This window comes from Vibrio sp. TRT 17S01, assembly GCF_050113695.1.
Classification (GTDB): domain Bacteria; phylum Pseudomonadota; class Gammaproteobacteria; order Enterobacterales; family Vibrionaceae; genus Vibrio.
Map to the genome: position 1 here is coordinate 100536 of NZ_JBNJOG010000008.1, position 19990 is coordinate 120525.

The window sequence follows — 19990 nt, forward strand, 5'->3', positions numbered from 1 at the left end:
ATGTACGAATATCAGATCACCTTTCTCGTTAACAACGCCGATCGCAGTGTTCAACTGGCATCGGCGTTGCCACCCATTGTTAAAAAATTCAAAAGCACCATTCATCTCATCAACATCACCCAAGATCGCAGTGGCAATTTATCCAAAGCCCTCGGGGTATTTAAAGCCGGCATGGTCGAAGGTGACTTGTGCCAAATTACCGCTATCGGTGTCGATGCAGAGCTGGCGTGCTTTGTCATCAAAGATCTGGTTGCCGATTTATATACCGTTATAGGGACGGATATCTACTCCGTGCTATCTCAACACGTGAAAACACCTCTTCCATTTAAAGATATACATTTTGATTACGCCAAAGCCCAAACGATACTGACTAAATTTGAGTGCTTAAAAGGCATAGCGCAACTTATCTATCCTAAGAACCCTGATGAGTTATTATTAGCTTTCATTAAACGCGAAGAGACCTCATCAACCTGCGTCACTCCAGGAATTGCGCTACCTCACGTCATGTTTAAAGAGAGCCATCAGCTCTCCATTGCAGCGATTTCTACTGAAGATGCCATTGATTGGCAATCACCCATCGGCAAAGCCCACTTAGCGATTGGCTTGGTCATGCCTGATAAACCAACAAAAGCGCAAATCATCGCGGTAACCAATTTGACTCGCAACCTACTCAACCACACCTTGTGTGAAAGACTGCTGCTCACACGAAATAGCAGTGAGTTGCAATCCATCATCATGTACGCCACATCACGGTTAATTTAAGCTGCACCACGATATTCGGTTGGCGTTCTTCCTGTCCGGTTTTTAAACACACGGCAAAAATAATTCACATCTTTAAAACCACACCGAACCGACACTTCGTTCAATTTGAAATTGTACTTCTTCAACATAAATTTAGCGCGGTCGATCCGCACCCACGTAATGTAATCAGCCAACGTCATATGCCCTTGCTGACGGAACATTCTCGACAGATGGTTCGACGAGATACTAAAACGCTCAGCAATGCTGTCACGGGTGATCTGGCGATGAAAGTTCTCTTGAATATAGATACAAATCCCCTGATACAGATCTGTTACTCGATTGTGTGACTGGGTCACAGGTTCATCCAGCATCGATTTGCTGTACTGCAACAACGCCTGAAGTAGCAGTTCATCCATTGGCTTTTTGTGAGACTCTTTCGCCAATGAGCTAAGGGCCTCAAGAATGTTATCAATGGCAAAACCTGAGCGGGTCTGAATGCTGTGTTTTTGAACATCAAAAAAGCCCACTTCATTTTTCCGCTTACTGACAAAACTCAACCCAAGCTGACGACGGCCAAACAACATACTAAGCACTGAGCAATCGGTATCCCAGTCCGGCTTATTCCAACAGTTGGGAGGGATAAAAATCGCATCACCCGGCTTAGCTATAATATGCGAGATCTGGCGTTCGTGATTTTCCATTTCATTAATGTATTCACCGTCTAAAATCAGCTCCAAACGAGGGAAGTTCACCTGATAACTGAATGCTGGAGGCGTATGAAAGTCTCCCGCAAACCAAATGTTATGGAACGGTTCTCTTTCACTTAATACCGATGAAATTAAATCCTGAAATACTGTCATACCTACTCGCTTAGCCACATAAATCCAGCTGGCTATTTCATACGGCAAGGTATAACGCGTTATTGAAATAAGTACTATTGGGGGAGTTCACAATTACAAATGAATGTTACAAAAATCCAGCAAAAGCCTTAATTATCCTCCCTCCTTCGCAAACAATACTGACCAAATGTAAACCTTTGCATCCAATAGAAGCAGTTGTATTTACTGGATTCTGCAATTTATCGAATATCAAACTCTATTTTGATTAAACATTAACCATGACACTGTGTTCATAGATCCAAATCACATCCAAGACATTAGGTTACAATCATCCAGCTAATGCATTTTTTCTTCACTACAGTCTCGTAGGCTCAAATTTCACAATAACCCCGACATAAGAAAAACAGTTAGGGGTCAAACATGATTAACCAATTAATCAACGAGAACTTAATTCAACTCTCGCTTGGTGCTGAAACAAAAGATGACGTGTTTCATGAGCTGATTGAAATTTTGTTCCAGCAAGGTCGGATTAACGATAAAGCGCAGTTTCTTGCCGATATCAAAGCACGCGAAGAACAAAGCAATACTGGATTTGAAGACGGTGTTGCACTTCCACACGCTAAAAGTGCTGCGGTTATCGAGCCTGCCGTTGTGATTGGTGTGAGCAAAAAAGGGATCGATTACGGCGCAGAAGACGGCCAGCCCTCAAAATTATTTTTTATGATCGCATCACCTGATGGTGGCGATAACCATCACATTGAAGTCCTTGCAGAGCTCTCTTCTAAGTTGATTGAACAAGGTTTCATTGAACAGTTTATCAATGCAGAGAGCAATCAAGAAGCGTTAGCGCTGCTACTGGAAAAATCCGAATCGGCGCAGCAACCTTCAGACAGTGAAACAAAAGGTTTCCTTATTGGAGTCACTGGTTGTCCTGCTGGTGTCGCCCATACTTACCTTGCCGCAGAAGCGCTGGAAAAAGGGGCAGCAAACAGTGGATACCAGATCAAAGTAGAAACCAATGGTTCAATTGGGGTGAAAAACAGCCCAACTGAGGAAGAGATAGCCCGAGCAGATGCCATCATCGTTGCCTGTGACAAACAAGTTGATATGGCACGATTCGCTGGGAAGCGTGTGATAAAAACCAATGTAAAAGCCCCTATCAAAGATGCGGAAGGGCTGATTAAGCAAGCGTTAAGTTCGCCCATTTATCAGACGGATGCACCAAGTGCTGACTCGTCTAGCACAAGTAATATTGCACAAGCACGCTCAGATCTTTATCGCTTCTTAATGAACGGTGTGTCACACATGATCCCGTTTGTTGTCACAGGTGGTTTGTTAATTGCGCTGGCACTGGCAATTGGTGGAGAACCAACAGAAGCAGGAATGGCAATTCCTCCTGAAAGCATGTGGAACCAAATCCTCAACGTCGGGGTTGTTGCCTTTACTCTGATGATCCCTATTTTGGCTGGCTACATTGCTTATGCGATTGCCGACCGCCCTGCTCTAGCCCCTGGTCTTATTGGCGGCTGGATTGCGAATAATGGCTCATTTTATGGTGCGGAAGCTGGCACTGGTTTCATCGGCGCTATCATCGCCGGTTTGCTTGTTGGCTACTTTGTTAAATGGCTGACCTCGATTAATTACCATAAATTCGTACAACCTCTTGTGCCAATCATGATCGCACCTATTACAGGTTCGCTCTTTATCGCTGGCTTATTCATTTTCGTCATCGGTGCTCCTATCGCCAACCTCATGGATGGTTTAACAGCTCTTCTTACCAGCATGAGCACCGGAAACGTCATTCTACTGGGGATCGTTTTAGGGGGCATGGCTGGCTTTGATATGGGTGGTCCATTCAACAAAGTGGCATTCCTGTTTTCTGTCGGCATGATTGCCAGTGGCCAAACTCAATTCATGGGAGCAATGGCTTGCGCAATCCCTGTGGCACCGCTTGGTATGGCACTCGCTACATTCCTTGGTAGAAAACTCGACCTATTCGAACAATCTGAAACCGAAGCAGGCAAAGCCGCCGGCGCAATGGGGCTAGTGGGCATTTCAGAAGGGGCGATCCCATTTGCCGCTCAAGATCCAATGTCTGTTATCCCTGCAAACGTACTTGGTTCCATGGTCGCTGCCGTCATGGCGTTCTCCTTCGGCATTACAAATAGCGTGGCACACGGTGGCCCTGTTGTGGCCTTACTTGGCGCCATGAACTACCCGCTGCTTGCGCTTATCTGTATGGCGGCAGGTGCAGTAACCACAGCTGTCACTTGTGTCGCACTGAAGAAAGTTCGCAAAGCCAAGCTGGTTGCAGCAAGCGCTTAATTTTATTGGCTGACAGGCTTGAGTCGTAGGGCTTAAGCCTGCTTTCGCATCACAAACTCAGAGAATCCCATGACTTGCACACGAACCACGCATCCGGTGTTCTATCCGATGACCAATGTTATTCAAAACTACGCTTGGGGCAGCACGTCTTCCCTTACACAGTTATTTGATGTACCAAATAGCGATAACCAACCCCAAGCTGAGATCTGGATGGGCGCACATCCAAACGGCTGCTCGACCATCGAGAGCGATGGAGAATTAACACTACTTTCAAGCTTGATCGCCAGCGATAAGGCGTGTTTTTTAAATCCAGAAATCACAGAAAAATTTGGTGAGCTGCCCTACTTGTTTAAAGTGCTTGCGGCTGATAAAGCATTGTCGATCCAAGTCCATCCAAACAAGCAGCAAGCAGAACATGGCTTTCAATTAGAAGAACGGTTAGGAGTCGCGCTTAACGCCAGCAATCGAAACTATAAAGATCCAAACCACAAACCTGAGCTGGTTTATGCACTAACACCATATCAAGCAATGAATGGTTTCAGAACCATCAAAGAAATCGTTAAACACTTTACAGCACTTGATATCACCGTACTCACACCTTTAGTCAATGCACTCCAACAAAGCCCAGATGAACAAGGGTTAAAGCATTTTTTTAACGGTTTACTTTCACTGCCACAAGAGCAAAAACAGAGCGCAGCGACAGCTCTCATGCAATATGCAGCACAACATGAAGAAGCACCTTTCCCACTGATTCTAGCGTTAGAAAAACAATACCCCGGTGACATCGGCCTATTTGCGCCTTTACTACTCAATGTCATCACATTAGAGCCCGGCGAAGCTATGTTTCTTGATGCTGAAACACCGCATGCCTACATCAAAGGCACGGGACTAGAAATCATGGCAAATTCAGACAACGTCCTGCGTGCGGGTTTAACACCTAAATACATGGATGTGGATGAATTGGTTGCATGTACTCGCTTTGAAGAAAAGCCGTTCGAGCAATTACGCCTTCAACCAACCTCAGAGCATGGCATTGAAGAATACCCTATCCCAGTGGATGACTTTCGATTCGCCATCATCCGTGATTCGATACAACGGACGCTCCACCTAAATAGCGCGGAAATATTGCTCCCGATTGACGCCCCGATGGTATTAAATCATGCCAATGGTGAGCGATGTACCGTCGCTAAAGGGCAGTCAGTATTCATCCCTGCTTGTACTGAGCACTACCAGCTGACATGTTCAGGACGAGTAGCACGAGCTTACTGCTAACATAAAAAATGGGCACTTAAGGTGCCCATTTTTTTATAACGTCTCTTCCAGTACGCCAAGCTCTCGACCTAGCCATACCGCTCGCTCAGTATGATCTAATAAGTGCTCTTCACTGACCGGATGGATCAACACACTCATTGTCCCCCGCTGCGCATCCAACCATTCGATCAGTTGGTGCTGATTGTTCGAAAAATGCAGTTCAAACATCGGCATTTTGTGGGGGCCAACTAGACGCGGAACTAAAGGAAACTGCGCCAGCACATCTTTTCGTTCCGCTTTGATTTTATCGTGCAACGCCTGCGCTTGATCCATATCTTTTAAAGCGAAATAAACATGGGCATGGAACATAAACTCTCCTTCATTCATTGTGATATGCGAAACAGTGTAACGTTTTTCATCTCGAACATAATCAAATAACGTCGATCAAGTTGTTCAAGTTTGTCTAATGATAACGTCATTTCAATATATAAAACCTATCAAGCGGGACAATTTTCCATATTCGGAACATATTTTTTTGCCCTCATAATCTTATGGATTCTTCCATTTTCTTAGCGATTCTTTTTGATTTTTAACAACTCAAATGGAGCAAAGCCATACTTTTGACTGCTTTTCGTCAACTGTAAGAATTATTTTACTCGATACTAAAGCACAAAACAGGCACCTTTTAACATTTTGATTACAATTATTATATTGGGATATATCAAGATTCATCACTACATTACTAAATGTAACTAGCAATAAAGCGCGCCATAATGGAGTTTTTCAGAATAGTATTTCAACCAGCACGCTTCATTCTTTAGTTTGATGAGCCTTTTTATCACGACGATCAACAGCAGTCGCCTTTGGTAGCTAAAGGCGAAGTGAAAGGAGCTTGAAATGAGTGTTCAGGCATTACCTATGCACCGGTTTATCGATCACCAAGGTCATGTCACCGGTTCTCTTCCATCATGGGCCGACCTAGAAACATTAAAGCAGTTTTACTGTGACATGTTGGTTGCCCGCACTTATGACAACAAGGCTGTAGCCCTTCAACGTACTGGAAAGCTTGGGACTTACCCCTCTCACTTAGGCGCTGAAGCTTTTGGAATCGCGATCGGACACGCGCTCAATCCAGAAGATGTTTTTGTGCCCTATTACCGAGATATGCCAGCTATGTGGGTACGCGGTATTGGCATGGAGAAAAACCTTCAATATTGGGGCGGAGATGAACGCGGTAGTGACTTTTGTACTGAAAAAAGTCATAACGCAGCACGAGATTTGCCCTTCTGCGTACCCATTGCAACTCAGTGCACTCATGCCGTTGGCGTTGCAGCAGCACTAAAAATTGAAGGAAACCACAATGCAGCATTAGTCACTTGTGGCGATGGAGCAACCTCAAAAGGTGATTTTCTCGAATCACTGAACTGTGCAGGAGCTTGGAACATTCCTTTGGTATTCGTCGTCAACAATAACCAATGGGCCATTTCAGTCCCGCGTCGGTTGCAATGCGCTGCAGATTTACTCTCAGAGAAAGCCAAAGGAGCTGGAATTCCCGGCATCACCGTTGATGGAAATGATGTTGTCGCCATGTATGATGCCGTTTCGCAAGCATTAGATAATGCGAGAAAAGGCAAAGGGCCAACCTTGATCGAAGCCATCAGTTATCGCCTGAGTGACCATACCACCGCAGATGACGCCAGCCGTTATCGCAGTGATGATGAATTGAAACAAGCTTGGCAGTTCGAACCCGTCTCACGACTCAAACATTATTTAATCGCAAACCATGCTTGGTCGGAACAGCAAGATGAAAAATGGTTACACCATGCTAAAAGCTTGGTTGAACAAGCCGTAGAGCACTATCTCAATTTGCCCCCACAAGCGCCTGAGAGCGCTTTTGACTTTCTCTATGAAACCCCACCGGTGGAATTAAATGCTCAGAGGGATCTTTTGATCAACAAAGCTATGCGAATGCAGGGAGGCAAACATGACCAATGAAATCACATTAGTCGAAGCCGTTAATCTCGCGCTGCATTATGAAATGAGCCATGACGATAATGTGCTAGTTCTGGGGGAAGATGTTGGCGATAACGGTGGCGTCTTCCGCGCAACGGTGGGATTAAAAGAGAAATTTGGCCTACGAAGAGTTATGGATACCCCACTTGCAGAAGCGTTAATCGGCGGTGTTGCGGTCGGCATGGCAAGCCAAGGGTTACGCCCTGTTGCAGAGTTTCAATTTCAAGGTTTTGTTTTCCCAGCACTTGAGCACTTAATGTGCCACGCAGCGAGGATTCGCAACCGTACTAGGGGGCGCCTAACCTGCCCCGCGGTGTTCCGTGCCCCATTTGGCGGCGGTATTCATGCACCGGAGCATCACTCTGAAAGTGTCGAGGCACTATTTGCTCATGTTCCGGGTTTTAAAGTCGTTGTGCCCTCCTCGCCACAACGCGCTTATGGCTTGCTATTGGCCGCAATTCGTAGCAATGATCCGGTGATGTTCTTCGAACCCAAACGTATCTACCGCACAGTAAAATCCACCGTCTTCGACAACGGAGAAGCCCTGCCATTAGATACCTGCTTTACGCTACGTAAAGGGCGCGATTTAACGTTAGTTAGCTGGGGGGCATGCATCGTCGAATCATTACAAGCCGCTCAAACCTTGTCTTCTCAAGGCATAGAAGCGGAAGTGATTGATCTTGCCAGCATCAAACCGATTGATATGGACACAATTTTCCGCTCACTTGAAAAAACGGGTCGGTTATTGGTGGTTCATGAAGCAAGTAAAACCTGCGGTGTCGGTGCAGAAATCATTACCCGTACCGTTGAACACGCCATGTGCATGCTCAAAGCGCCGCCAAAACGTGTTACCGGAATGGACACCATCATGCCTTATTATCGCAATGAAGATTATTTCATGATTCAGGAAGAAGATATCGTACTCGCGGCCAGAGAGCTGGTGGAGGGCTGGAAATGAAGTCATTTATTTTACCCGATTTAGGCGAAGGACTTGCCGAATCTGAGATCGTCGAATGGCACGTCAACATTGGTGATCAGGTTGAAGTTGACCAGATTGTACTCACGGTTGAAACCGCCAAAGCGGTGGTGGAAGTCCCCGCCCCGTACAGTGGCAAAATTGTCAGTCGTCACGGTGAACAGGGAGATGTCATCAACATTGGTAGCCTACTGCTTGAAATCGAAGAACTGGGTGAAACCGTCGTTCAACACGCAGAAAAGCAAACTGAAGATGCGGCAACTGTCGTAGGTAATGTATCTCAGCAAACCCATCAAGTTCAGGTTGACGATTACTGGGTTGGCAGTGTGCATAACCCATCCAGTGAAGGACCGCTGGTTGCTATGCCTTCCGCACGAATGTTGGCTAAAAAGCTTGGTGTTGATTTGCTAAAAGTGGTCGGCAGTGGCCCCGACGGACTGATTTTAGATGCTGATATTTACAGTGAAGCAGGCAAACAAATTCCGGGAACCGAAGTCCTTAAAGGCGCAAGACGCACCATGGCAGGTACCATGGCAGAGTCCCACCACAATGTTGCGGCAGTCACCATCACCGAAGAAGCGTTGCTTCACAAATGGGCTGAGGACGAGGATATCTCTGGTCGGCTCATTCGCGCTGTCGTTCATGCTTGCCAACAAGAACCCGCTCTGAATGCCTGGTTTGATGCCGAAACCATGACCCGCTGCGTCCACAGCACAGTGAACATTGGCATTGCCGTAGACAGTGCTCATGGATTGTATGTACCCGTGCTGCGCCATGCTGATGAGTTTGACCAAAACGGAATTCGCCAATGGCTGGATGATACAGTGAAGGGAATACGTAACCGCAAGATCGGGCGGGAGCAGTTACAACATGCCACCATTACCCTATCGAACTTTGGTGCCATCGCCGGAATTTATGCAACACCCGTCGTTTCACCACCACAAGTTGCCATTGTCGGCGCGGGTCGAATCATCGAAAAAGTCATTCTTGAACAGGGTCAACCGATTGCGATTAAAGCGATGCCACTTTCGATCACCTTTGATCATCGAGCATGTACTGGTGGTGAGGCAGCACGGTTCACCAAAGTGCTGGTTGAACATTTACAAATGCCAACACTTTAACAAACAAGAACAACCGACGCTTACTTTACATCCGCTCATTTTGGGGGTTCAAATAACTCAAATTGAGCGGAAATCGGGAAATAAGTCCGGTTTGAGCGCAATATAGTGCGTTAATTATTTGATCCAACTCATTAAATTAACATATTTTATTTGCCAATTTTTTGGCTCTCCGGTCACCACAAATCTGTAGCCTGCAAGCTCATAACACCCAATCTTTCGTTGTAAAGCAGCGCGTTATAAACACCAAACTTTTATATTAAGCCAATCTCATAGCGCCAAAAAACAAACACCCCACCTCGGCCATTAACAATCTAACTTAAGTTATTAATATTGCTTGTTTTATTTAAACAGTGCATTCAAATCTCACCTGTAGAATGAAGATTGGCTTGAGAAAGAATAACCACAATAAAGCCAAAACCTATTCACGCTAACACCTATATGAGGTTCGAAAAGCAAATGTTTAATAGTATTCGCACAAGAATAGCGGTGAGCGCCGGAGTCGCTATGTCTTTTACCTTGCTTATCGCTATGGGAATGACCACCAACGCCTTTACTAACGTTAACCAACAGATCTCACAAAGAGTTTCGGAACAACTGACTGAAGCCACCACTTCTCAACTACGCTCTACTGCTTCAGAACAAGGTAAAACCATCGCCAACGGCCTTTTCCCAGTTACCGGTAGCTTATCGCAATTACGCTCGATCATTGAACAGAGTGCCATCGATCAAGCCGGTGCTCACGAGCTGGTGAATCAATTCGTTGCCGCTCTTAAATCCCAAGATGAAGCAGTTTTTGCGGGGTATATGGTCTTTGAACAAAAGACGTGGCCTGCTGAGAGTGAGCCCCTAGCTTCTGATGCATTTAATATGCTTGGCTATCTTGCTCCCTTCTTTTCACCAAATAGCAATGGTGGTTTTGATGCAGTCGCCATGGACAGCTTTTCAAACACTGAGCTAAATGCCAATGGTGAGCGCAAAGACGATTGGCACTTAATGCCGTTTGAAACCGGACAAACCTTTGTGATGGAACCTTACATGTACCCTGTCAGAGGGAAACAGGAGCTCATCACCACCATCAGTCAGCCCATCAAGGTGAACAACCAAATCATCGGTTCATTGGGGTTTGATTTGGCGCTAACTGAACTGCAAGGTCAAAGTGAAAACATTGCCAAAGACCTCTTTGAAGGTGAAGGTAATGTGATCATTGCATCTTGGAAAGGCGCGACCTTAGCCAATGCTAAAAAAGGCGCAACGGTAGGTAAAAAAGTACCAGATGTTCTGTTTCAACAATGGAAAAAAATTCAAGGTTTGGCGACGCAATCTGACATTGGCATGATGACTCAAAATGGTCGCGAATACGCAGTTACCTCGGTTGATACCTCTGGTGCGCCATGGATCGTCATTGTTTCGGTACCCACTCATGTGCTGCAAAAAAGCATCTCTGAATTTAATGACTGGAATAGTGAAATCAACGCACAAGCGCTAAAACAAGGTGTTATCGGTGGGATAATTGCCATGGTTCTCGGTGTTGCGGTCATGGCCATCATCGCAACGTCACTAGGTAAGGTACTGATCAACTTAGTGGAACGATTTAAAGATGTTGCACAAGGTGACGGAGACCTCACCTACCGTCTTGAAGTGAAAGGCAAGGACGAAACGGCGCAGCTTTCTCACTGGTTCAACTCCTTCCTTGCTCGCATGCAAGAAATGCTGAAAACCGCAAAAGAAACCGCAGTTCAAGTCGATGGCAGTGCAAAAGAAGGCCAAGCCAGTGCGAGTGTGTCTAAAGACAAACTGAATGATCAGTTAAATGAGGTCAATTCACTGGCAACGGCCATCAATGAAATGACGGCAGCCGCACAAGAAGTAGCAAATTCCGCCGTTCAAGCCGCAACCGCTGCAAGCCAAGTGCAAAGCAATAGCGTAAACGGTATGGATCGCATGGATAATGCAGCAAAAGCCGTTGATACCCTCGCAGCCCAGGTTTCTAATGCCCAGACCCAAACCCTTAGCCTTGCTGAGTCTAGCACCAGTATTCAGGGTATTTTGTCCGAAATTGGTGGTATTGCAGAACAAACTAACTTGCTGGCATTGAACGCCGCAATTGAAGCTGCACGCGCCGGAGAGGCAGGTCGCGGGTTTGCCGTCGTCGCCGATGAAGTCCGTAATCTGGCCAATCGCACACAGAGCTCGACAGAAGAAATTCGCTCGATGTTGGCGCGACTTGAGCAAGACACACAAAACATCGTCGAACTGATGGAACAGAGCCAGCAACAGGCGACAGACACTCGTGGTGAAGCGCAAGCTGCTCAAAGTGCATTGGTTGAAATAAACCAAGCAATTGAAGTGATCAACGACATGAACAACCAAATCGCCGCCGCCGCAGAAGAACAAAGCCTTGTAGCAGAAGAAATTAATCGTAATGTGGTGATCATCAATGACACAGCGGTAGATGTGATGGATACCATGAGCACTTCAGTGAGCATCAGCCATCAGCTCTCTGACCAAGCATCCGATCTGCATACTGAGCTGAATAAATTTAAGATTTAATGGATGAGCTTTCTAACAAAAACAGCGCCCATTGGCGCTGTTTTTATTTAAGGAACACAACAAGCACATATCGCATATAAATCAAACCGTTATAAAATAAATGCGACTAAAATCTCAATGAAATTATTGATATTTTTGCGTACATTTTTACAAGCATAAAAATATTATTAATCATTATCTGTTTGATTTTATTAGTACGAATCAACCTCATTTTCAAACTAATGAATGAACTCATCCCACATGATGTAACTATTTGTATACAGTGCAAACAAGCGAATTTGGATAAGAATTGGCGAGAGCGTAAATTGTCTTCCATTTTTTTCTTGCCAGCCACAAGTTGCTTGGCCTCTGGTCAAAACATCAGATCAGAGAAGGAAAAATATAAACAGGATAGATAAAAATGAAACGCAACCAACGTCAAACCCTCTTATTCGCTACCATTGGAGCGATAAGTTCACTTTCAGTCACCGCTGCAGAAATGGTTCCTGTCAATGACAGCGCCGTATTAGAACAAGCACTCTCAACTCAGGCTCGCAGTCTGGTTCCTACGGAGAATGGTTTTCAAGCCGTAAAAACCGTAACGCTGCCAAACGGAAAAACCAAAGTTCGTTATCAACAAACCTACCTTGGACTCCCTGTCTTTAACACTGCCGTTGTCGCAACAGAAAGCCGAACAGGACTCAGTCACGTCTACGGCGCAATGGCACAAGGAATCGCAGCCGATGTTGCTTCCATTGTGCCCCAAATCGATGCCAAGCAAGCGCTTGAGATAGCCAAGCAGAAACATCAAAAGAAACACTTTAAAGACAAAGCTTTTAACTCAGAAAACGAGACCACCAAACTGATGGTTCGCCTCGATGAAAACAACAAGGCGCAAGTGGTGTATCTTGTCAGCTTTTTTGTTGCCGAAGATGAACCTTCCCGCCCCTTTATGTTTATTGACGCAAACACAGGCAAAGTTCTGCAAACGTGGGATGGCTTAAACCACGCGCAAGACACAGGGACAGGACCTGGCGGTAACGACAAAACAGGTCGATACGAGTTTGGCACTGACTACGCTGGTTTGGTCATTGATAAAGTGGGCACCACATGTACGATGGAGAACAGCGTTGTTAAAACCGTGGACTTAAACCACCGTACTTCCGGTTCCAAAGCCTTTAGCTATACCTGTAGTGGCGCTAGCAACTACAACGACCACAAAACGATCAATGGTGCTTATTCTCCCCTAAACGATGCACATTTCTTTGGAAAAGTCGTGTATGACATGTACAAGGACTGGATGAACACGGCCCCACTCACCTTTAAACTGACAATGCGAGTTCACTACGGCAACAGCTATGAGAATGCCTTTTGGGATGGCTCTGCCATGACGTTTGGTGACGGGGCTAACACCTTCTATCCATTAGTCGATATCAACGTGAGTGCTCACGAAGTCAGCCACGGCTTTACTGAGCAAAACTCAGGACTTGTTTACAGCAATATGTCTGGCGGTATGAACGAAGCCTTTTCTGACATCGCAGGTGAAGCGGCTGAGTACTATATGAAAGGCAGTGTCGACTGGATTGTGGGCGCTGATATTTTCAAATCGAGCGGTGGGTTACGTTATTTTGAACAACCATCGCTGGATGGTAAGTCCATCGATCATGCCTCGCAATATTATGATGGTTTGAACGTTCACTACTCTAGTGGTGTGTATAACCGCGCGTTTTATCTACTGGCTAATAAAGCGGGCTGGGATGTGCGTAAAGGGTTTGAGATCTTCACGCTCGCGAACCAACTTTACTGGACAGCAAATAGCACATTCGATGCGGGTGCATGTGGCGTAGTGAAAGCGGCAACAGATATGGGCTACAACGCAACTGATGTGGCAGATGCATTCAACCAAGTTGGCGTAAACGCCAGTTGTGGTACACCACCATCGACTGGAAATGAATTGCAGAACAATGTCCCTGTGAGTGCTCTTTCAGGAAGCAAAGGAGATGAACTGTTCTATACCTTCACGGTTGATCGCAATGTCGCCGCTACTGTGTCTATCTCTGGCGGCTCAGGTGACGCCGATTTATACGTGAAAGCAGGTGCGAAGCCTACTACCAGCTCATGGGATTGTCGCCCATACCGTTATGGTAACAACGAGAGCTGCTCAGTGAGTGCAACCACGGGCACGACATATCATGTCATGCTGAAAGGTTATACCAACTTTTCGGACGTAACACTGAAACTCCAATATTAAGCTTCCCTTCCCCTTCTTTGGCACTCTTACGAGAGTGCCTTTTCTTTATTTCACCACACCTTAAGCTAGCGTTAAATTGATAGATATTTGATTCAGATTAATAAAGGTTGAACTAGATCACCAAAGCGGAACTGAAACCCGTAGAATGCGTGCCTATTTTATTGCTAGGTAGACTTCAGTGACACGAGAACAGTTTGAGTTATTGGCTCCGGGTGGCGATCTGGACTCCATTAAAGCGGCCATCGCCGCCGGTGCAGATGCCATTTATTGTGGTTTAGATCGTTTTAATGCCAGAAATCGCGCGACCAACTTAACCTTGGATAACTTAAATTCGGTGCTCGAGTTGGCACATCAGCACCAATGCAAAATTTTTCTTACCCTGAATGTCTTGATCCTAGAAAGTGAAATCCCTGCGATTGTGCGTTTACTCAGTCAGCTAAGAACGACAAAAATCGACGGCGTCATCGTACAAGATTTAGGCCTTGCCTATATTCTCAAACACCATTTTCCTGAGTTAGATGTTCACGCTTCTACCCAGCTAAATACCCATAATGAAGGGCAAATACTGTTTCTAAATCAGTTGACGGCAAGCCGTGTTAATTTGTCCCGAGAATTGAATATCGATGAGATCCGCCATCTGGCTCAATTTGGCAAGCAGCATAACGTGTTGATGGAGGTGTTCGTACATGGTTCCTATTGCATCGGCTTTTCTGGTATTTGTTACATCAGTTCAGCTCGAAATGGTGCGTCGGGTAACCGAGGACGCTGCAGTCAGCCCTGCCGTGAACAGTATGAAACCACCAAAACGGGTCATCAATACCCATTAAACATGAAAGACAATTCTGCGTTTGGTGATCTCGAAGCACTTGCTGATGCGGGCGTCTACTCACTCAAAGTCGAAGGACGGATCAAAAAATCCCATTACGTTTATACCGTGGTCGACAACTGGCGCAAACAGATTGATCGTTTATGCGACGGTGAGACATTATCTTCAGACACCACCGAGCTATACACTGTATTTAATCGCGACTTTTCTAACGCATTTTTGCAAGGAAACTATGGCAAATCGATGTACATCGATAACCCACGTGACCATGCAGTGAAACACTTTTCTAAAATCTATCAATGCCAAAGCACTGATGATGTTCAGCGGGTTAAAAAGCAGCTTTATGATGCCAAAACCGCCATTATTGAAACAGTGGCAGAAAAAACACACGACTTTACATTAGAAACCGGGCAAACCAGTGCTAGCTTGAAAGGTGCCATTGATATCCCTGCGCTCCCTGCCCTAGCAGACCACGACACAAACGATGAAACGGCCCACCTTTCCGTACTGATTTCGTCTATTGATGATCTACATTTAGCTGAAAACGACATTGACCTCTATTACCAAATGCCGATGGGCCTTGCATCAGAGTGCGCTGAACTGGTCTCTGTTTTTAAAGCGAATCCACAGCTCAAACCGTGGTTTCCTGCCATATTGATTGGTGACGATTACCTTGCTGCGCGAGATTTTCTAGAACAAGTTAAGCCAACGCAGCTGATCACCAATAATTCTGGTATTGGCATGATAGCCAATGAGCTTGGTTTAAACTGGGTTGCAGGCCCACAGATGAACACCACAAACTCCTATGCACTGAAGTGCTTGAATGAAGAGTTTCATGCCACTGGTGCATTCGTCTCGAATGAGCTGAATATGAAACAAATGCGCCATATTAAGCGTCCTGAGTCTATGCGCCTGTTTTATAGCGTCTATCACCCAAATACCTTACTCACCAGTCGTCAGTGTCTTTTCCAACAGACCGAAGGGTGCAAGAAAATTAAGGTCAACAAAGGCTGTTTGAAACGTTGTGATAAACGTACTTCGATCATTAATCTTAAAGATAACCCTTACGTTATCCAGAAACTCAGAGGCAGTCACAACGCTATCTACAGTGAACACAATGTGCTCAATCTCGATATACTGACAGACTTGCCGAGCCTGTTTACCGACGTGATGATTGATTTGCGAGACATCCAAACCGAGACCAATGTGACCATCGACAAAACAACTTTAATCAAGGAGTTTTTGTCCTTGCTTGAAGGTAATTTAACGCCTACGCGTCTGCATCAATGCATTCAACCAACCGGAAATGCTCAATACCGCAAGGGATTGTAAGATGGAGACTATTGCGCCACATCAAGTTGTGTGGCGCAGTTGGCGATTAGACTAACTCTTCACCCAGCAAATACCTTACTTAGCATGAACCAGCCGAAACATATTCAAGAGATCATCGCTTCTTTTACCTCGATAGAGCAAGCTTTGGATTATTTTGAGATCAGCTTTGAACGTCGATTCATTGATGAATATCGTACTCAATTGGTCAAACGCTTTAATGGCTATTTGTTGTTAGAAAAACCGGATGATTGGTTCTCTGCACGAAGAGCATTGAAGAATGCCTATTGCAAAGTACAACGTAGTCGGCTCGATCGGCATACTCGTTCAGCATGCCGTGGTTGTACCTCGTGCCAGCGAAGATAAGCATCACGCCATAATTGTCCTGAATTGTCTTTGGTTAAAATAGCATCAACCAATTGAAATTAGAGTAAAAACTGTAGTCTCTGACCACCACCAGCTATAAAATGCCTGCGCTATGTTGTTTTAAATGAAACGCTATGAATAAAAGTCGTGTATTAGGCGTACTTGTTGCGCTTACTTCTGTTGTTGGCTTAATTTTTTTACTCTCTGCAGGTTCTCCTTTACCTGTAATTCAATGGCCAACTGAGGCCCTAAACGGGTTAGCCTTCTCTTTTGCATGGGGCTTTGGTTTATCTAAATATCTGGCATATTCCGTTTCTGTTCTGTTTTTTATTGTGATAGCCGTCGCTGGTTACTTCGTCGGAACCAAACTCGCTAAGTGCCCATTCTGTTAAACAAGCGAAATGGTGTTTACTCACAATGAAATGAAATCGATTGCATTTCATAACGACTGATCAATTGCGAGATATGCTGCATAAATCTATGAAATTTAATCCTTAGTTAACACTAAAATGAGAACTTCGTAACCATCATTAAACCAATTTAAGTCTATGGTATCTGGGATTTTGATATCAGATCGGAGGTTACATGAAAACAAAAATCAACACTCTGAGCATACTGACCCTACTCTGCTCTCCACTCGTACAAGCCGAGATTGTGAACGGTGACTTTGAACAATGGAATGGAAATAATCCATCCAATTGGACAGTCATTGATTCAGGCATCGCCGTTACCCCTTCTAGCACCCAAATTAAAACCGGCGGACTCTCTGCAAAAGTTGCAGTCAATACAGCAAGCCAAAGCAGCACTGATTTATTGCAAACCATTAATGTTGAACAAGGAAAAAGCTATCCGTTCAACGTGTCGCTTTTCCATACCGAAGGTCACGTGAAAGCGCGCTTGGTTGTGGATGGTTATCAAGGCTATTCTGATCCCGCTAAAACGAACCAATGGCAAACCATCAGTTACACCTACACTGCAAATAGTAATCAATCCATCCAAGTGGGCTTGCGTTTTTACGACACTACTGGCTTTGACGGTTCAGAAGTCGTTTATGTCGATAACTTTCAGCCAACAAGCGGTTCTGACACCACCCCACCCGTAGAGCAATGCCAAGATCACTCCGTGACCTTAACACTCACGACAGACCGTTACGCGGCAGAAACCAGTTGGACCCTGAAAGACAGCCAGTCCCAAACGCTGTTCTCTGGCAATGGTTACGACAATTCAACCACCATTACAAAAACCATGTGCCTTGCCGATGGTGACTATCAGTTCACCATTAACGACAGCTACGGCGACGGTATCTGCTGTAGCGCTGGAAATGGCACCTATACGCTAGCAACAGACCAGCAAACACTCGCCTCTGGCGGAGAATTCCAATATAGCCAGACCACCGACTTTACCTTAGGTGATAGTGGCACCACGCCACCACCAACCGGAGATTATTATCAAGCTGCCGTAGGTAAAAACGGTTTTGAGCTAAAAACGGCATTACACAACATCATTAAAACACATACCAGCCAAGGTTATTCTGCGGTTTGGAACCTAGTGAAAGAAGCCGATATCGACCGTTATTATGAAAATGATGGATCCATTCTAGACGTTTACTCGGAGAAACCTTCTGGGGCGGATTCGGTATCGTTCACCAAAGTGACCAACCAATGTGGCCAATACAGCAAAGAAGGCGATTGCTACAACCGAGAACACTCATTCCCGAAAAGTTGGTTTGGTGGCAAAGTCGAACCGATGAATTCAGATGGCCATCACCTATTTGCAACCGACGGCTACGTCAATGCCAAACGCAGCAACTGGCCATTTGGTGAAGTCGGCTCTAGCTCTTACGTATCCAGTAATGGTTCCAAACTTGGCTCTGCCAGTTCGCAGTTGGGATACAACGGCACCGTATTTGAACCGATTGATGAGTTCAAAGGAGACTTTGCCCGCGCCTACTTCTATATGGCAACCCGCTACGAAAATGTCATCGGTAATTGGCAAAACAACACAACGAACTCTGATGCGGTACTGAATGGCACGCGCACCACAGTATTCGAACCTTGGGTACTCAGCATGCTAAAACGCTGGCATCAAAACGATCCAGTCAGTGAAAAAGAACGCCAACGCAATCAAGCCGTGTTCGAGTTTCAGGGTAATCGAAATCCATTTGTCGACCACCCAGAATTCGTCGGTCAAATTTGGGGCAACTAGAACTACATCTTATTGAATTAAAATGGTCATGAACAAGCGCACCTAACAGTGCGCTTGTTTCGTAAATACCCTCACAATACTTAGCGTTTTTATTTAGTGTGTTATGTGTCACATTTAGATGAGACAAATATGTATGACTAAATCTGCTCAGTCAGTGAGAGGTTACTATGCTCAATATTGCTTTCTTCAGTACAAAAAACTACGACGAAACCTCCTTCAACACCGCCAACACCAACCCCGAGGTTCAGTTCCACTTCCATGACTTCCGTCTCAACGAAAAAACGGCACAAATGGCAAAGGGAAGTGACGTTGTGTGTGCGTTCGTCAATGACAACCTATCCCGACCTGTGCTTGAAAAACTGGCTGGTTATGGTGTTAAGATCATCGCTATGCGCTGTGCTGGGTTTGATAAAGTCGATCTTGAAGCTGCCAAAGAACTTGGCCTCCAAGTCGTGCGCGTTCCCGCTTATTCGCCTGAAGCTGTCGCCGAACATACGGTCGGTATGATGATGTGCCTAAATCGTCGCTTGCATAAGGCGTATCAACGCACTAGAGACGCCAATTTCTCTTTAGATGGGCTGGTTGGCTTTAACTTCTTTGGTAAAACCATTGGCGTAATTGGCTCTGGCAAAATTGGCATTGCAGCAATGCGTATTTTTAAAGGCCTTGGCATGAATATTCTTTGCTTTGACCCATATGAAAACCCACAAGCGATTGAACTGGGTGCAACGTATTGCTCTTTAGATACGTTATTCGCTCAGTCAGACATCATTTCTCTGCATTGCCCATTAACACCTGAGAACAAGCACTTACTCAACGAACAAGCGTTCAATCAAATGAAAGACGGTGTGATGATAATTAACACCAGCCGTGGGAAATTACTCGACTCGGCGGCGGCGATTGAAGCCTTGAAGAAAGGTAAGATCGGCGCATTAGGTTTAGATGTTTATGACAATGAGAAAGACTTGTTCTTCCAAGACAAGTCGAATGACATCATTGTCGACGACGTATTCCGCCGACTTTCAGCTTGCCATAATGTGCTGTTTACAGGCCACCAAGCTTTTCTGACTAATGAAGCACTACATAACATCGCAACCACAACGCTCGATAGTGTTGATAAGTTCTTTGCCGGCGAAACCTCCGGAAATGAACTGATTAAATTGTAATTGGAAAAGCCCTCACGTTTATCGTGAGGGCTTTGGTTTTAACTAGGCCAGT

15 protein-coding genes are annotated in these 19990 nt (G+C 45.3%); 13 read left to right on the forward strand and 2 right to left on the reverse strand.

Features of this window, described 5'->3' with window-relative positions:
• Positions 1 to 762 (forward strand): PTS sugar transporter subunit IIA, encoded by a 762-nt coding sequence (locus ACQEXS_RS13950; RefSeq protein WP_427014228.1) that lies wholly within the window; start codon positions 1 to 3, stop codon positions 760 to 762.
• On the opposite strand, the gene ACQEXS_RS13955 is transcribed toward ACQEXS_RS13950, so the two are convergent.
• Positions 759 to 1601 (reverse strand): helix-turn-helix domain-containing protein, encoded by an 843-nt coding sequence (locus ACQEXS_RS13955; RefSeq protein WP_367990043.1) that lies wholly within the window; start codon positions 1599 to 1601, stop codon positions 759 to 761. The two genes, ACQEXS_RS13950 and ACQEXS_RS13955, sit on opposite strands and share 4 nt — an antisense overlap.
• A 399-nt stretch (positions 1602 to 2000) precedes the next feature.
• Between ACQEXS_RS13955 and ACQEXS_RS13960 the strand changes: the two genes are divergently transcribed.
• Both ACQEXS_RS13960 and manA read left to right on the forward strand, forming a co-directional pair.
• A complete protein-coding gene (locus ACQEXS_RS13960; protein ID WP_427014229.1) occupies positions 2001 to 3905 on the forward strand; it encodes a PTS fructose transporter subunit IIABC in 1905 nt (634 codons plus the stop codon).
• 69 nt (positions 3906 to 3974) lie between these two features.
• Entirely contained in the window at positions 3975 to 5177 is a 1203-nt protein-coding gene (gene manA / locus ACQEXS_RS13965; RefSeq protein WP_427014230.1) for a mannose-6-phosphate isomerase, class I, read from the forward strand.
• Positions 5178 to 5210: 33 nt separating this feature from the next.
• Here manA and ACQEXS_RS13970 read toward each other — a convergent pair whose 3' ends face one another.
• Positions 5211 to 5525: a DOPA 4,5-dioxygenase family protein gene (locus ACQEXS_RS13970; protein ID WP_427014231.1), complete on the reverse strand. Its 315-nt coding sequence runs from the start codon at positions 5523 to 5525 to the stop codon at positions 5211 to 5213.
• Positions 5526 to 6053: 528 nt separating this feature from the next.
• On the opposite strand from ACQEXS_RS13970, the gene pdhA reads away from it, so the two are divergent.
• The 10 genes from pdhA (at position 6054) to ACQEXS_RS14020 (ending at position 19938) form a co-directional block, all read left to right on the forward strand.
• Positions 6054 to 7151, forward strand: a complete 1098-nt coding sequence (pdhA, locus tag ACQEXS_RS13975) for a pyruvate dehydrogenase (acetyl-transferring) E1 component subunit alpha (RefSeq protein ID WP_367990047.1) — start codon at positions 6054 to 6056, stop codon at positions 7149 to 7151.
• Positions 7141 to 8127, forward strand: a complete 987-nt coding sequence (locus ACQEXS_RS13980; protein WP_367990048.1) for an alpha-ketoacid dehydrogenase subunit beta — start codon at positions 7141 to 7143, stop codon at positions 8125 to 8127. Before pdhA ends, ACQEXS_RS13980 begins: the two co-directional genes overlap by 11 nt.
• Complete coding sequence (locus ACQEXS_RS13985) at positions 8124 to 9266, forward strand: dihydrolipoamide acetyltransferase family protein (RefSeq protein ID WP_427014232.1); 1143 nt, start codon at positions 8124 to 8126, stop codon at positions 9264 to 9266. The genes ACQEXS_RS13980 and ACQEXS_RS13985 overlap by 4 nt, the downstream gene beginning before the upstream one ends.
• 456 nt (positions 9267 to 9722) lie before the next feature.
• Complete coding sequence (locus ACQEXS_RS13990; protein WP_427014233.1) at positions 9723 to 11816, forward strand: methyl-accepting chemotaxis protein; 2094 nt, start codon at positions 9723 to 9725, stop codon at positions 11814 to 11816.
• Positions 11817 to 12216: 400 nt separating this feature from the next.
• The gene (locus ACQEXS_RS13995; RefSeq protein WP_427014234.1) at positions 12217 to 14046 is read left to right on the forward strand and encodes a M4 family metallopeptidase; all 1830 of its coding nucleotides are present in this window, start codon (positions 12217 to 12219) and stop codon (positions 14044 to 14046) included.
• A gap of 178 nt (positions 14047 to 14224) precedes the next feature.
• A complete protein-coding gene (locus ACQEXS_RS14000) occupies positions 14225 to 16204 on the forward strand; it encodes a U32 family peptidase (RefSeq protein ID WP_427014235.1) in 1980 nt (659 codons plus the stop codon).
• An 84-nt stretch (positions 16205 to 16288) separates the two neighbouring features.
• On the forward strand, positions 16289 to 16567 hold the full coding sequence (locus tag ACQEXS_RS14005; protein ID WP_427011389.1) for a nitrogen fixation protein NifW: 279 nt from the start codon (positions 16289 to 16291) through the stop codon (positions 16565 to 16567).
• Between the two features lie 134 nt (positions 16568 to 16701).
• The gene (locus ACQEXS_RS14010; RefSeq protein WP_427011328.1) at positions 16702 to 16959 is read left to right on the forward strand and encodes a hypothetical protein; all 258 of its coding nucleotides are present in this window, start codon (positions 16702 to 16704) and stop codon (positions 16957 to 16959) included.
• A 193-nt stretch (positions 16960 to 17152) separates the two neighbouring features.
• On the forward strand, positions 17153 to 18772 hold the full coding sequence (locus tag ACQEXS_RS14015; protein WP_427014236.1) for an endonuclease: 1620 nt from the start codon (positions 17153 to 17155) through the stop codon (positions 18770 to 18772).
• Positions 18773 to 18939: 167 nt separating this feature from the next.
• The gene (locus tag ACQEXS_RS14020; protein WP_427011330.1) at positions 18940 to 19938 is read left to right on the forward strand and encodes a 2-hydroxyacid dehydrogenase; all 999 of its coding nucleotides are present in this window, start codon (positions 18940 to 18942) and stop codon (positions 19936 to 19938) included.
• Positions 19939 to 19990: the final 52 nt, after the last annotated feature.

What these genes read in the sequence shown, in the direction of transcription:
- ACQEXS_RS13950 (WP_427014228.1), top strand. Translation starts at nt 1, where the DNA reads ATGTACGAATATCAGATCACCTTTCTCGTTAACAACGCCGATCGCAGT.
- ACQEXS_RS13955 (WP_367990043.1), bottom strand. Translation starts at nt 1,601, where the DNA reads ATGACAGTATTTCAGGATTTAATTTCATCGGTATTAAGTGAAAGAGAA.
- ACQEXS_RS13960 (WP_427014229.1), top strand. Translation starts at nt 2,001, where the DNA reads ATGATTAACCAATTAATCAACGAGAACTTAATTCAACTCTCGCTTGGT.
- manA (WP_427014230.1), top strand. Translation starts at nt 3,975, where the DNA reads ATGACTTGCACACGAACCACGCATCCGGTGTTCTATCCGATGACCAAT.
- ACQEXS_RS13970 (WP_427014231.1), bottom strand. Translation starts at nt 5,525, where the DNA reads ATGTTCCATGCCCATGTTTATTTCGCTTTAAAAGATATGGATCAAGCG.
- pdhA (WP_367990047.1), top strand. Translation starts at nt 6,054, where the DNA reads ATGAGTGTTCAGGCATTACCTATGCACCGGTTTATCGATCACCAAGGT.
- ACQEXS_RS13980 (WP_367990048.1), top strand. Translation starts at nt 7,141, where the DNA reads ATGACCAATGAAATCACATTAGTCGAAGCCGTTAATCTCGCGCTGCAT.
- ACQEXS_RS13985 (WP_427014232.1), top strand. Translation starts at nt 8,124, where the DNA reads ATGAAGTCATTTATTTTACCCGATTTAGGCGAAGGACTTGCCGAATCT.
- ACQEXS_RS13990 (WP_427014233.1), top strand. Translation starts at nt 9,723, where the DNA reads ATGTTTAATAGTATTCGCACAAGAATAGCGGTGAGCGCCGGAGTCGCT.
- ACQEXS_RS13995 (WP_427014234.1), top strand. Translation starts at nt 12,217, where the DNA reads ATGAAACGCAACCAACGTCAAACCCTCTTATTCGCTACCATTGGAGCG.
- ACQEXS_RS14005 (WP_427011389.1), top strand. Translation starts at nt 16,289, where the DNA reads ATGAACCAGCCGAAACATATTCAAGAGATCATCGCTTCTTTTACCTCG.
- ACQEXS_RS14010 (WP_427011328.1), top strand. Translation starts at nt 16,702, where the DNA reads ATGAATAAAAGTCGTGTATTAGGCGTACTTGTTGCGCTTACTTCTGTT.
- ACQEXS_RS14015 (WP_427014236.1), top strand. Translation starts at nt 17,153, where the DNA reads ATGAAAACAAAAATCAACACTCTGAGCATACTGACCCTACTCTGCTCT.
- ACQEXS_RS14020 (WP_427011330.1), top strand. Translation starts at nt 18,940, where the DNA reads ATGCTCAATATTGCTTTCTTCAGTACAAAAAACTACGACGAAACCTCC.